The following is a 12,391-nucleotide window of genomic DNA, read 5'->3' on the forward strand; positions in this document are numbered from 1 at the left end:
TTGTCGAGGTGCATACCGGGACCGGGCCGCTTGCCGTAGAACGACAGCGAGACCTTCGAGGCGTCCGCGAGGTCGAAGGTCAGATGGTCGGGACCTTGCGCTCCCACGCCCGAGCCGGCCGGGAACATGCTCTTCGGTGGTTCCCTGAAGGCGATCGAGATGATGCGCTGCCCTTCGGCGAGTCGCTTACCGCTGCGCAGATAGAAGGGCACACCGGCCCAGCGCCAATTGTCGATTTCACACTTGAGAGCCACGAAGGTGTCGGTATCGGAGTCGGGGGCTACGCCCTCTTCTGATCGGTACCCCGAGTATTGCCCTCGCACAACGTTTTTCGGGTCCAGGGGCAGCATGGATCCGAAGACCTTGTTCTTCTCCTCGCTGATGGCGCGGGGTTCGAGCGCCGTCGGCGGTTCCATGGCCATGAATGCCAGCACCTGGAACAGGTGCGTGACCACCATGTCCTTGTACGCGCCGGTGGATTCGTAGAATCCGGCTCGGCCGTCCAGTGCGAGCTTCTCCGGGATGTCGATCTGGACGTGATCGATGAAGTTGCGGTTCCAGATCGGCTCGAACAACCCGTTGGCGAACCGGAAGGCCAGGATGTTCTGAGCGGGTTCCTTGCCGAGGAAGTGATCGATCCGGAAGACCTGATCCTCGTCGAACGTTTCGTGAACCCGAGCGTTCAGCGCGATCGCGCTCTCGAGGTCGGTGCCGAACGGCTTCTCCATGATGATTCGGGAGCGCTTCACCAGATCTGCCGATGCGAGCGTATCCACTACTGCCAGAGCAGCTCTCGGCGGAACAGACAGGTAGTGCAGCCGTTCGGCGCTTCCTCCGAGGTCGATCTCGGCCTCGGCCACGGCCTCCCCCAACGCCGCCGGTCCTGCCTGCTGCGACACGTAGGTCAGTCGCGAGGCGAAACGGTTCCATTGCTCGTCGCCGACTTTGCGACTCGAGTGGGTGTTGATCGATTCGCGAGCGAGAGCGCGGAATTCGTCGGTCGACATCTCTTCGAGAGATGTGCCGACGACCCGGATGTTCGGCGCGAGATCGGACAGCGCCAGATGCATCATCCCGGACAGCAGTTTTCGCTTGGCCAGGTCTCCTGTCGCCCCGAACAGGACGACGACCTGGGGTGGGAGTTCGGGGGCGGTGTCTGTCCGGCGCGAAGTCACACTGGAAATATTGACACCGATTCTTCCGACCTGCACTTCGGCAGAATCGAACCCCCGACCGACGTCATCGCAGTGCGGCGACGAGGTCTCCCCGGTCCCCCACCACCACGCGTTCGAGTTCGAGCCAATCCGCCATCTCCCGCAGTACGTCTCGTAGTCGAGGCGCAATGTCACCGGCGTTGCGGTCGCCTTCGACGTAGGCCGCGATCACGTGCAGTTCGGACTGCGCTCGCACTGCCTTGAGATCGACGCGAGCCACCAGATGCCCGTCGAGCAGAAAGGGAAACACGTAGTAGCCGTGGACTCGCTTGTGCTGTGGGGTGTATATCTCGATTCGGTAGTGGAAGTCGAACATTCGCTGCACCCGGGGCCGAAAGAAGATCATCGGATCGAACGGGCACAGCAGTGCGGCGGCGGTGGCCGTTCGCGGTGTCCTGGCGTCGCGGTGCAGGTATGCCGGTGCGTTCCAGCCTCGGACGGTCACCGCTTCGAGCACGCCGTCCTCGACGAGATCGCCGATCGCCGCCTTGGCCTGCTTCTGCGAGAGCCGGTAGTAGTCCCTCAGATCCGGCTCGGTACCGATTCCCAGTGCCCGAGAGGACTTTTCGATCAGTTGCCGTACCGCGTCCGGTTCGTCGACGTGCCTGTGCAGAACGTTCTCCGGGATCACCCGTTCGCTGAGCTCGTACCGGCGCACGAATCCCGTCCGTGTCGGCACGGTCACCACGCCGGCCGCGAACAGCTGTTCGCAGACGACCTTGACATCACTGCGATCCCACCAGGGACCTTTGCGACCGGGGGTGTCCAGCTCGAGGTGCTTCTCGATCTCACCCGCGCTGGCCGCACCGATGTCGCCGATCACCGCGAGGACGTCGTCGACGAGAGTCGGTTCACGATTGAGGATGTGAGCAGCTCCGCCCCACCGCCCGTGTCGATACAGCTCCATTCGCCATCGCATGAGCGGCCAGTCCTCCACGGGCAGCAATGCGGCCTCGTGGGCCCAATACTCCACCATTCGACGAGGTCGACGCGCGGTGTCGGTCCATGCGGCGTCGTCGACGACAGTGCGATCGTAGGCACCGACGCGGCTGAACACCGGTGCGTAGTGCGCCCGCACCACCACCGACACGGAGTCGATCTGCAACAGTCCGGTGGTGTCGATGGCTGCGTGAACCGCGGCCTTGCTCGCCGGCCGAGTACGCGACCGCCTCGACGCCAGCCCTTGGGCGGCCAGGGCGGTACGACGCGCGGCGGCGGCACTCATCTCCTGCATCGGACCAGCCTGTCACGGCCCACCGACACGTCGACTCACGTGCTGAACAGGTTCGCCGCCTTGAGGATCAGTTCGTACAGTCCGTAGGCGAACGGCACGGCAACCCACGCCCATGCGACCGCCATCGTGACCTGCTTGCGTCCGCCGCTCATGCCTTCGCTCCTGTGGTCGTCGCGGCCTTCGCCGGATCGGCTTCGTGATACTTCGATGCGACCGGCTTGATCGCCTCGTTGGCAAGGAAGCCGACCACGAGCAGACCGATCATCACGTAGAACGCCGGTAGGTATCGGCCGGTGGTTCCGGGTTCTCCGGCGTCGGCGATGGCGTTGACGATCAGCGGCCCCAGGACACCGGCCACCGACCACGCGGTGAGGAGTCGTCCGTGGATCGCGCCCACCTGATACGTACCGAAGAGGTCCTTGAGATAGGCCGGAACCGTGGCGAATCCCGCGCCGTAGAACGAGAGAATGAGCAAGGCCGAGACCATGAACAGGATCTTGTTGGTGTTGGTGAACAACGCGATGTACAGGTACAGCAGTGCGCCGACACCGAGGTACATCCGGTAGATGTTCTTACGCCCCACCACGTCGGACACCGAAGACCAGACGAACCGTCCGATCATGTTGGTCAGGGAGAGGAACGCGACGAAACCGGCAGCCGCAGCGGCGAGAGATTCGGGCGAGGTCGCGTCGGGAAAGAAGTCCTGATAAATGCCCGATCCGCGCTCGAGAATGCCGATTCCGGCAGTGACGTTGAAGCACAGGACGACCCACAGCAGCCAGAACTGGGGAGTCTTCACTGCGTTCGCGGCCGAGACGTTGTGCGTCGAGATCATTGCCGAGGACGCGGGCGGGGTCCATCCGGCCGGGGTCCATCCCTCGGCCGGCACTCTGATCAGCACGACTCCCAGTGCCATGAACACCGCGTATCCGACGCCGAGCGTGAGGAACGTCTTGGCGATGGACCCGTCGGTGAAACCGCCGAAGTTCACCATCAGCTGGCTGGTGAGGGGCGACGCGATGAGTGCGCCGCCGCCGAAGCCCATGATGGCGATACCGGTGGCCATGCCCGGCCGGTCCGGGAACCACTTCATCAACGTCGAGACCGGTGAGATGTAGCCGATTCCGAGGCCGATACCGCCGACGAACCCGTAGCCGAAGATCACCAGCCAGAACTGTCCGAGGGCCATGCCGAGCGCGGACAGCAACAGTCCCGAGACGAAGAAGACCAGGGAGACGGCCATAGCCCACCGCGGACCGTTCTTCTCGACGCGGGTTCCGAAGATCGCCGCGGACAGGCCGAGCATCACGATGGCGAGCTGGAACGGAATGGCAGTGACGGTGCCGCTGAGCCCGAGTGCGTCGGGCTGCGAGATGGCGTTCTTGAACACGCTCCAGGCGTAGGCGGATCCGATCGCGAGGTGAATGGACAGCGCGGCCGGAGGTATCAACCAGCGGCTCCACTCGGGTGTCGCGACGATGGCGGAGCGATCGAGAATGCGGAGGGTCATCGAAATCCCTTGAGATAGAAAGCGGTACAAGCGTGCAGTATCTCCTGCAGTCAAACACGTGTACCGCCCTGCTCGCTCACAACTGTCAATAGTTTCTTCACCAAACTCACTTTTCTTACCGCGTATCCTCGCGGCAGTGGATATCGAGCGGTGGCGCAGCAGATTGCCGGTGAGACGAGCCTCCGACGGTGAGGTGATCGGGTGGACCGTCGCCCACGACACGAGTGCACAGGACGAATACGACGACGATTACACCGTCGATGCCGTCAATCCCGCCGGCATCACCGTTGCGCACGGCGTGCCGATCGAGACTGCGATCGCCCAGCTCGAGGATCGCGGTCTGGCATCGCTGTCGGCTCCGCACTGGACCAAGGCACCCCTGCCACTCGAATCCGAGACCGATCTGAGTGCACCGCAGGATGACTGGCCGTGGCGGCGGGTGCTGATGACGCAACTCGACGACAACCGAGTGTGGATCAGGCCCGCGTATCCGAGTTGGCCGGAGCGCCTGCTCGAGATTCCGCTGCCGATCCCGGCCGACGACATTCTGCGCCCGGACTCCCCCGCCGACTCCGACTGAATCAGTAGCGCCCCACTACGGACCTCAGGGCGTCGGCTACGTCGTAGTTCTCGGGTCGGGTGTGCGAGCAACCGAAGGAGCGCGCGAGGAAGTCCTCAGATCGACAACCCCGCCGCAACGGTTCCGCCGAGTTCGTAGCAGCGTTCACGTGCAGGTTTGCCGCTCTCGGCGACGTGCAGGGTGCCGAACACTTTCTCCAGACCCCAGCCCGACGCGATCTTCTCGATCGCCCGGCCGGCACCCACGGTGTCGTCGTTGCCGTGAACCCAAGCAGCGTAGGGCTTTCCGGCAACGGCACCGAGACACGGGTAGTACACGGTGTCGAAGAAGTGTTTCAGAGCCCCGCTCATGTATCCGAAATTCGCCGGTGTTCCGAAGAGAAAGCCGTCGGCACCGAGTACGTCGGGAACGGTCGCGCCGAGAGCAGGCACACTGCGCACGTCCACGCCGGTGATCTCGGGGTCGTGAGCGCCGTCGAGAACTGCCTCGAGCAGCTCGTGCGTGAGCGGGCTCGGGGTGTGATGAACGACCAGCAGGGTGCGCGGCATCGAAGGTCAGTTCTCGTCCCGTTCGAGTGCCACAGCCCGCTTCATCGTCTCGCGGGCCCGTCCACGGTCACCGGCGTAATCGTAGGCGCGAGCCAGCCGGTAGGAGTTGCGCCAGTTGTCCGGATCCTTCTCCCACTCGGTCTTGACCTGTTGGAACAACTCATCCGCCGCATCACGTTCGATTCGACCCGACGGCCTGCGCGGAAGATCCGCGACGTCGAGTTCGAGGCCCTCCTCGTGAATGCGCGAGGCCAGCCGCTGGTGGTCGAAGCCGGCTTTGAGGGTGGCCCAGACGATCCACAACCCGAGTATCGGCAGCAGCAGGACCCCGATCCCCAAGGAGATGCTCGCCACGCCACCGTTCTGGATCAGAGTCACACCGCGCTGGCCGAGCAGAAAGAAGTAGAAGCCGAGAATCAGCACCATCACCGCGAGGATGGCGAGCACCTTCGTCGTTTTGTTCACCGTCGATCAGCTCACAGATCCAACAGCGGATCGAGGCCGACGGTCAACCCCGGTCGTCCCGCGATCTCGCGGACTCCGAGCAGCACACCGGGCGCGAACGACGTTCGATCGAGCGAATCGTGCCGAATGCTCAGTGTCTCACCCTGCGTGCCGAGCAGAACCTCTTGATGCGCAACCAGTCCCGCGAGCCGGATCGAGTGCACACGCACTCCGTCCACATCGGCACCACGTGCGCCGTCGAGTTCGGTCGTCGTCGCATCGGGGCTCGCCGGAGTGCCTGCGGCCGCTCGTGCCTCGGCAATCAGCGCGGCGGTTCGGTACGCCGTGCCCGACGGCGCATCGGCCTTGTTGGGGTGGTGCAGTTCGATCACCTCGACCGAGTCGAAGAACCGGGCGGCCTGCTGCGCGAATCGCATCGACAACACCGCGCCGATGGCGAAGTTCGGTGCGATCAGTACACCCGTCTGCGGCGATCCCGCCAGCCATTCGCGAACCTGCTCGAGCCGCCGTTCGTCGAATCCGGTGGTGCCGACCACTGCATGGATACCCTGCTCGATCAGGAACTGCAGGTTGTCCATCACCACGTCGGGGTGCGTGAAATCGACGACCACCTGGGCGTTCGCATCGACGAAGTTCGCCAGCGGATCGCCCTGGTCGACGGTCGCCACGAGCTCGAGATCCTCGGCTGCCTCGACGGCGGCACAGATGGCCTGCCCTACCTTGCCGCGTGACCCCAGTACCCCTACTCGAACAGGTGCCGTTGCACTCACGTCGTACCCACACTCGTTTCGTCGTCTTGTCGGTTCTACCGACCTCAGAGCCTACTTCTCCACGATCCGTCCCAGCAGCTACGGTCGTCCGGTGCCATCCAGCGTCCTGTTCGCCGACCGAGTCGATCTCGTCCGTGGCGGGCGATACCTGCTCAGCGATGCCTCGCTGCGGGTCGAGGAGGGTCAGCACTGGGTGTTGCTCGGTGCCAACGGCGCGGGCAAATCCACCCTGCTCAGCTTGCTCGGCGCGCTCGTCCATCCCACGCACGGTGCAGTGCACGTTCTGGGCCATCGCCTCGGGCGAGTGGACATGCGCGAATTGCGGACGCACATCGGCCACGTCGACCCGCGGTTGAAGATCGAGGCTCCGCTGACGCTGTTCCAGGTGGTGCTGACCGGGCTGACCAATACTCCGGATCTGGTCCCGAGATGGTCGGCCGACAACCACCAGATCGCCCGCGCTCACCGTCTGATCGAATCCCTCGGCGTCGCCCATCGCACCGACGCGTCGTGGCACACGCTCTCGCAGGGCGAGCGAGGCCGAGCGCTCATCGCACGCGCCCTACTTCCCGACCCGGCGCTGCTGTTGCTCGACGAGCCTGCCACCGGGCTCGATCTCGCTGCCCGCGAACAACTTCTGAGTGCACTCGACTCGTTGCGGGCCGAACACCCGACCCTGGCCAGCATTCTGGTGACTCATCACCTCGAGGAAATCCCGACCTCGACCACCCATGCCCTCCTCATCCGCGACGGAAGAGTACAGACACAAGGAGCCGTCGACGTAGTACTGACCACCGACAACATCAGTGAGTGCTTCGACCATCCCATCGAGATCTCGAAGCAACGCGGGCGGTGGGTCGCCACGGCGGCCCACCGCTGATGCTCAGTCGAAGACGATGACCTGACGGATCGCGTTGCCGTCGGCCAATTCGTCCATGCCGCGGTTGATCTCGTCCAACGTGATTCTCGACGAGATCAGCTTCTCGACGGGAAGCCGTCCCTCACGCCACATCTGTGCGTAGGTCGGGATGTCGCGAGCCGGTACGGCGGAGCCCAGGTAGCTGCCGATGATCGTGCGGGCTTCGGCCACCAGGCCCAGCGGTGAGATGGACGAGCGGGCGTCGGGTGCGGGGAGACCGACGGTGATGGTCTTGCCGCCGGGAGCCGTTGCAGCGACTGCAGTTTCGAATGCTCGCGCGTTGCCTGCCGCCTCGATGACGATATCGGCCTTGATTCCCTTCTCGGCGAGCTCGGCCGGCGAATACACCTGCGTTGCGCCCAGATCGGTTGCGGTGGACAGCTTGTCCGGCACCCCGTCGACTCCGATCACCTCACCGGCACCCACCGATACGGCCGTCAGAACCGCTGCCATACCGACTCCGCCGAGGCCAACCACCATCACCGACTGTCCGGGCTTCGGAGTGCCGGCGTTGAGCACCGCGCCGCCACCGGTCAGTACCGCACAACCGAGGACTGCTGCGATATCGGCGGGGATGTCGTCCTCGACCGGAACCACCGACTTTCGGCTCACCACAGCGTGTGTGGCGAATCCGGAAACTCCGAGGTGATGCTTGACCTCTTCCCCGTCACGGTGCAACTTGATGCCTCCGCCGAGCAGTGTCCCGGCATTGTTCGACGCGCTGCCGGTGACGCACGGCATCTGGCCGTCGGTGGCGCACCCGGCGCATTCGCCGCAGCGTGGCAGGAATGTCATGACGACGCGGGTGCCGACCGCGATGTCGTCGACGCCCGCGCCGACCTCCTCGACGCGGCCTGCGGCCTCGTGGCCGAGCAACATCGGCACCGGACGAACTCGATTGCCGTCGACCACCGCCAAATCCGAATGACACAGGCCCGCGGCTTCGATTCTGATCAGCAGCTCCCCCTCGCCCGGCGAACCGAGCTCGAGGTCGGAGACGGTGATGGGATGCGAGTCCGCGAAGGGACGAGATCGGCCGATTTCTTCGAGTACTGCGCCGCGAATCTTCATCCCGCCAGACTATGCGGCTCCGCCGCATGTGCGTGGAACTTCGTAGTGGGCTACGAGTTTCCATGCACATGGGCCGCAGGCCCTCAGAGTGGCAGACGGGGCCTGAGCAGGTGCGCAACCAGTGCCGTCCACCCGGTTTGGTGCGTGGCCCCGAGTCCCTCGCCGGTGTCTCCGTCGAAGTACTCGTTGAAGCTGGGGTGCACGCTCCACAGCGGGTCGAGGCTGGATTCGATGCGCTCGCCGTCGGCGGGTCTCTTGCCGTCCACCGGTCGGAACAGCCCGGCGAGACCGTTGTCGATGAGATCGGCGGCATCGGTGAGGGTGCGATGGTTGCCCGAGCCGGTGGGGATCTCGATGGTGAACGAGTCGCCGTAGTACCGGCCGTAGGCGCGCAGCTTGTCGGCCAGCAATACGTTCACCGGGAACCACACCGGACCGCGCCAGTTGGAGTTGCCACCGAACATTCCGGTGCGCGACTCCCCCGGCTCGTATTCGATGGACAGGCTCCGGCCGTCCACGTCGAACGTGACCGGTTCGCGGTAGGAGGCCGAGAGCGAACGAATCCCGAAGTGCGACAGAAACTCTTCGGAGTCGAACATGCGAGCCAGGATGCGCTTGAGCCGTTCGGGTTGGACGAGTGTCAGCAGCATGCGCACCTCGCCGCCCTCACGCCGAGCCAGCAGCGGGCTGACCATCTCCGGTCGCCTGCGTTGAATCCAGCGCAGGCGAGCGGTGAGATCGGGACATTCCTCCTCGACCCACGGCGGGATCTAGGTGGCACCGAGGATGGGCAGCAGTCCAACCATGGACCGCACGCGCATCGGTACCGCATCGCCCTCGGGCTGAACCAGGACGTCGTAGAAGAACCCGTCCTCCTCGTGCCACAGCGAAATGTGCTGCGATCCGAAGGAGTTCACTGCCTTGGCGATCGAGAGGAAGTGTGAGAAGAACTTGGTCGCGACGTCGTCCCAGGCGCTGTCGTGTCGCGCGAGTTCCAGCGCGATCTTGAACATCTGCTGGCAGTAGAACGCCATCCAACTCGTCGCGTCCGACTGTTCGAGCCGAAATCCGGGTGGCAGTGGGGCAGATCGATTGAACAGTCCGATGTTGTCCATGCCGAGGAATCCACCCTCGAAGATGTTCGAGCCCTCGGAGTCCTTGCGGTTGACCCACCAGGCGAAGTTGAGCAGCAGCTTGGTGAACACCCGCACCAGGAATTCGCGATCGCGGTAGCCGTCGATGCGATAGACGTGCCATGCCGCCCACGCGTGCACGGGTGGGTTGACGTCACCGAACTCCCACTCGTACGCGGGCAGTTGGCCGTTGGGGTGCATGGCCCATTCCCGGCACATGAGCACCAACTGTTCCTTGGCGAAATCGGCGTCCACGTGCGCCAACGGAATCGCGTGGAAAGCCAGGTCCCAGGCCGCGAACCACGGGTACTCCCACTCGTCGGGCATCGAGATCACATCGGCCAACGCCAGGTGACGCCAGTGCGCATTGCGCCCACCCGGGTCCTGCCTCGAGTCCGGAGCCGGAGCGCCGACCTTGTCGCCCTCGATCCACTCCTCCACGTCGTATCGGTAGAGCTGTTTGGTCCACAGCAAACCGGCGTAGGCGCGCCGCGCAACATGCCGGTCGACATCGGTGAGGTCGGCTCCGATCACGGCACCGTAGAACTCGTCGGCCTCGGCCTGCCGGTCGGCGTGGACGGCATCGAATCCGGCCCCGAACGTCTGCTCGTCCGGCCGGTTGGGCGACAACCGCAATCGAACCGATTCCGTTGCACCGGGGGCGATGTCGTCGAAGCGGTACCAGAACGCAGCCTTCGTACCGGTCTGCTCGGGGTTGACCGCATCGAGCTCCCCGTCGACGACTCGGCGGCCGATGCCGTCCTTGGGGTACGCCGAGATGTTCTCCTGCCCCCACAGAGCCTCGGCATTGGTTTCGTTGTCGCAGAACAGAACTGCCGGTGTTCCCTCGGCACTGAGGTAGTAGCGACCGAGGAATCCGTGGTCGACGGCGATGGCTTCGAGTCCACCTGCCAAGAGATTCGGCGGGCTCAGCTGCGCCAGCGTGCCGCCACGCTCGTCGCGTCCCCACGACCAGGTGTTGCGCAGCCACAGGTGCGGCAGTAGATCGACCGACGCCGCCTCGGGGCCGTGGTTGGTGATCGAGATGGTGATGCAGATGTCGTCGGGTGAGGCCTTGGCGTACGTGACCTGGACGTCGAAGAATCTGTTCTCGTCGAGGATGCCGGTGTCGGCCAGCTCGTATTCGCGGTCGTCACGTCCGCGTCGAGCATTCTCTTCCCGCAGGTGAGCGTACGGATACTCCGCGTGCGGATAGCGGTAGAGCCACTGCATCCAGCTGTGCGTCGGTGTTCCGTCGACGGCCCAGAAGTATTCCTTGACGTCCTCGCCGTGATTGCCCTCCTCGTTGGCGAGGCCGAACAAGCGTTCCTTGAGGATCGGGTCCTTTCGATTCCACAGTGCGAACGAGAAGTTCAGGAACCCGAAGCGGTCGCAGATTCCGCCGATACCGTCCTCGCCCCAGCGGTAGGCGCGCTTGTGCGCCTGATCGAACGGAAACGACGCCCAGGCATTGCCGTCCTCCGAGTAGTCCTCACGCACCGTGCCCCACTGGCGCCCCGCCAGATACGGGCCCCACTGACGCCACGGTCCACTGACCCCGGGCGATTCCGCCAACCGATGGTGTTCGACGGTGGACGGGATGGGAACGCTCACGGGATTGGTGGTCACGGCACACAGTCTGGTCGTTGCCGGTCATCGATGCACGCCGACGTTGGCCGCCAGATACCCGACGCGTCGTTGCACCGCGGCGATCTCGCGGATGCCGTCGGTGAGCAGACTCCGCTCCAGAGGTGACAGATCTGCCATGATCAGCACGTCACCGGGTCGGTGGCCGGCCGTGATCTGGTCGATCTGATGCGACAGTCGGAGCCGCTGCAGCAGCTCGAACACCTCGGACAGTGCAGCGACATCACGTTCGGAGAGCATGCCGTTGCCCGACGCCGCCGCGAGCCGCGCGGGCGTCGAGGCCGATGCCATGCCGACCGACAGCCCACCCCACCGAGCGAGGTTGACGATGGGCGTCAGGGCATGGGCCTTGAGGTCGAACGTGCCGCCGCGCCGAGCCAACACGTCTCGCAGCGATCGCAGCCGAGCCCGTCCGGCGAGGGCGTCCCGCAGTTGCAACCGCAGGGCGTCGGGGTGATCGACCAGGAGTCGCCGGTAGGCCTCGGGCACCGTGTGCAGTTCTTTCGGGCCCCACACCACTCTGCCGTCGATCATCAATGAGGACATGATGAGGCCGGAGTCTTCCGCCGGATTGCCACGTTCGCCGAACGGGTTGCTGAGCCAATGGGCCGCGGCCCTTTCCCATTGACCGGCCGAGCGTGCGAATCGGGGCGAGCTCGCGACCGCTCCGTTGGTGTCCGACGGCAATCCGGCACCGTCGAGGCTCACGTGCACACGGGTGGCCAAGTCCATCAACGCCTCGTCGCGGGTCCACGACACCGCGTTCGATGTCCCTCGCACATCGGGATCTGCGGTGGAATCCGCCCATGTCAATGCACTGTCGACGTCCGAGGAGGGCATCGCTTCTCGACGCGCCACGCTGCCGAGAGTGATCCAGGCGAAGTGGTCACGCGGCACGTCCGGACGTGCGGTCCATTCGATCTCGACGGCCCGGCGGACGAGGCTGTCGACCACGACGGAGAGGATCGCGCTGACCGCCATCGCATCGGTTCCGCCCTCGAACAGATCCACCACCAGGCGGGGCACGAGCCTGCCTGCGTCGGCGAGCTCGGCGGCGGTCGAGGCCGATGCCACAGCTCGGCGAACCACGAAACTACGTCGGGTGGACGCGGCATGCAGATCCGAATCCTCGACGACGCCGAGCACCTCACCGCGGGTCGACACCACCGGCATGTGCCGCAGGCCTCGCTCGAGCATGTCCATCAGCACCGTGCCGGCCAACCGGTCCGCCGTCACGGTCTCGGCAGGCGAGGTCATGACCTTCTCGATCGGAGTATCGACGCCGATCCCGGCGGCGACC

Annotated in this window: 13 protein-coding genes; 2 read left to right on the forward strand and 11 right to left on the reverse strand. The window is 64.8% G+C overall.

Going from position 1 to position 12,391, the window contains the following annotated elements:
* The 4 genes from A2J02_RS13900 to A2J02_RS13910 form a co-directional block, all read right to left on the reverse strand.
* A partial coding sequence (locus tag A2J02_RS13900; RefSeq protein WP_068050720.1) for a glucose-6-phosphate dehydrogenase occupies positions 1-1,175 on the reverse strand: 1,175 nt, incomplete at its 3' end.
* A 64-nt stretch (positions 1,176-1,239) separates the two neighbouring features.
* Positions 1,240-2,448, reverse strand: coding sequence for a winged helix-turn-helix domain-containing protein (locus A2J02_RS13905; RefSeq protein ID WP_068050713.1), 1,209 nt, complete (start codon positions 2,446-2,448; stop codon positions 1,240-1,242).
* Positions 2,449-2,483: 35 nt separating this feature from the next.
* Positions 2,484-2,600, reverse strand: a complete 117-nt coding sequence (locus A2J02_RS29045; RefSeq protein WP_441344172.1) for an MFS transporter small subunit — start codon at positions 2,598-2,600, stop codon at positions 2,484-2,486.
* Positions 2,597-3,958, reverse strand: a complete 1,362-nt coding sequence (locus A2J02_RS13910) for an OFA family MFS transporter (RefSeq protein WP_068050714.1) — start codon at positions 3,956-3,958, stop codon at positions 2,597-2,599. The genes A2J02_RS29045 and A2J02_RS13910 overlap by 4 nt, the downstream gene beginning before the upstream one ends.
* A gap of 136 nt (positions 3,959-4,094) precedes the next feature.
* Here A2J02_RS13910 and A2J02_RS13915 point away from each other — a divergent pair, with 136 nt between their 5' ends.
* Positions 4,095-4,538, forward strand: a complete 444-nt coding sequence (locus tag A2J02_RS13915) for a hypothetical protein (RefSeq protein WP_231893996.1) — start codon at positions 4,095-4,097, stop codon at positions 4,536-4,538.
* Between the two features lie 95 nt (positions 4,539-4,633).
* On the opposite strand, the gene A2J02_RS13920 is transcribed toward A2J02_RS13915, so the two are convergent.
* Genes A2J02_RS13920 through dapB form a run of 3 tightly spaced genes read right to left on the reverse strand, consistent with a single transcriptional unit; the run spans position 4,634 to position 6,321 of the window.
* On the reverse strand, positions 4,634-5,086 hold the full coding sequence (locus tag A2J02_RS13920) for a flavodoxin family protein (RefSeq protein ID WP_068050715.1): 453 nt from the start codon (positions 5,084-5,086) through the stop codon (positions 4,634-4,636).
* A gap of 6 nt (positions 5,087-5,092) precedes the next feature.
* A complete protein-coding gene (locus tag A2J02_RS13925) occupies positions 5,093-5,512 on the reverse strand; it encodes a hypothetical protein (RefSeq protein WP_068050722.1) in 420 nt (139 codons plus the stop codon).
* 50 nt (positions 5,513-5,562) lie between these two features.
* Positions 5,563-6,321, reverse strand: coding sequence for a 4-hydroxy-tetrahydrodipicolinate reductase (dapB, locus tag A2J02_RS13930; protein ID WP_068050716.1), 759 nt, complete (start codon positions 6,319-6,321; stop codon positions 5,563-5,565).
* Positions 6,322-6,412: 91 nt separating this feature from the next.
* Here dapB and A2J02_RS13935 point away from each other — a divergent pair, with 91 nt between their 5' ends.
* Positions 6,413-7,201, forward strand: a complete 789-nt coding sequence (locus A2J02_RS13935; protein ID WP_068050717.1) for an ABC transporter ATP-binding protein — start codon at positions 6,413-6,415, stop codon at positions 7,199-7,201.
* Between the two features lie 3 nt (positions 7,202-7,204).
* Here the strand turns inward: A2J02_RS13935 and A2J02_RS13940 are convergent, their stop codons facing one another.
* The 4 genes from A2J02_RS13940 to A2J02_RS13950 form a co-directional block, all read right to left on the reverse strand.
* Complete coding sequence (locus A2J02_RS13940; protein WP_068050718.1) at positions 7,205-8,311, reverse strand: alcohol dehydrogenase catalytic domain-containing protein; 1,107 nt, start codon at positions 8,309-8,311, stop codon at positions 7,205-7,207.
* Between the two features lie 83 nt (positions 8,312-8,394).
* Positions 8,395-9,006 carry an MGH1-like glycoside hydrolase domain-containing protein gene (locus A2J02_RS28705; protein WP_231911460.1) on the reverse strand — a complete coding sequence of 204 codons (612 nt, stop codon included), beginning with the start codon at positions 9,004-9,006 and terminating at the stop codon, positions 8,395-8,397.
* 75 nt (positions 9,007-9,081) lie between these two features.
* A complete protein-coding gene (locus A2J02_RS13945; RefSeq protein WP_231911461.1) occupies positions 9,082-11,073 on the reverse strand; it encodes an MGH1-like glycoside hydrolase domain-containing protein in 1,992 nt (663 codons plus the stop codon).
* Positions 11,074-11,097: 24 nt separating this feature from the next.
* Positions 11,098-12,391, reverse strand: a 1,294-nt coding sequence (locus A2J02_RS13950; protein ID WP_068050719.1) for a putative nucleotidyltransferase substrate binding domain-containing protein, incomplete at its 5' end; no start/stop codon positions are given.

This window comes from Rhodococcus sp. EPR-147 (assembly GCF_001647185.1).
Taxonomy (GTDB): domain Bacteria; phylum Actinomycetota; class Actinomycetes; order Mycobacteriales; family Mycobacteriaceae; genus Rhodococcoides.